General features: G+C 33.4%; 2 protein-coding genes. Both read right to left on the reverse strand.

What is annotated here, in order from left to right:
- On the reverse strand, positions 1 to 488 hold a 488-nt coding region (locus DYY66_RS00090), incomplete at its 3' end, for a DUF6036 family nucleotidyltransferase (RefSeq protein WP_166285131.1).
- Positions 478 to 1,092, reverse strand: a 615-nt coding sequence (locus tag DYY66_RS00095; RefSeq protein WP_166285133.1) for a hypothetical protein, incomplete at its 5' end; no start/stop codon positions are given. The genes DYY66_RS00090 and DYY66_RS00095, both read right to left, overlap by 11 nt.

Genomic DNA, 1,092 nt, shown 5'->3' on the forward strand with positions numbered 1-1,092 from the left:
TTTTTGAGATTAGTTTGGAATGTTTTATCATGAACAAGTGAAGGAATCTGGTTGGCTCGCTTTATAATTTGGTTCTTTGTTATCTTGAATTTTTTCATGCAGGATTCAATATCTTGCTCATCTCTTTCTTCAAGCCTAGCAATCTTTGTGACTATAATATCAACAGGATGTAATGCTCTCAGTTGTATTTTTTTTAATTTGGTTTTGATCAATTTACTTCTTTTCAGATAATCATCTGGCAAAGAAGTAAAAAATATCAAGTTTCCAGCGGTCACATCTACTCTGAATCCAGGTTGTACAATTTTCAAAACAGTCTGAAAATCTTCATGATATTCATCAGGTATTGTAAAATCTACATCTATCGTAGATGATTTGGCCTTGAGAAGCGTCATGGCTGTTCCCCCTACTGCAACTACCACGATCTTACGTGTTAATTCTTTTTCAATCTCATCTAGAAAATTCAGCAGTTTTGTGTTATCAAGTGACATGGTACAACTTCAACCTATCCTTCATTCTCTTCTCATCGGCCTTTATCTCCTCTATGTTCATAGCCTCAAGTAATTTTATGGGCTCTTCAACTATCATTTTAGTATGTGCTACTAGGTTTCTCAATGATTTCATGATACCTAGTATTTTCTCAGCAAACTCGTATTTTCGTGAGATAAACAATAGGAGGTCATAATTTGTACTTTTTGTATTCTTTGCAAGTATTATTGTAATGGCATCAATGCGTCTTGCATCTTTACTAGACATTAAAGCTGCTATTGTATACTCTATGCAAATTTGTTTTCCTTCCTTTATCTTTGGACCAAATTCTGTATATCCAAATCGAGCCAAATTATAAACAAGATCTTCTTCTGATATCTTTGCCGGATGAGTTGAAGTCTCCTCAGTCTTTATCTTTATTCCCTTTATGATCTCGTTTCTCATCCAGAGCCAAAAGTTCTGTGAGTTGAATATGGTTATTTTATCATAAAACATTTGTCGCACTGGATTTGCTTCATTTGATTTTACAAGATCAGAAATTTCTTTGTCTTCTAATACTAATGCATCTATTCGTATAGTATGGATCATTTGTAAATGGTTTAGTAT

The sequence above is a fragment of the Candidatus Nitrosotalea sp. FS genome (genome assembly GCF_011319475.1).
Lineage (GTDB): Archaea > Thermoproteota > Nitrososphaeria > Nitrososphaerales > Nitrosopumilaceae > Nitrosotalea.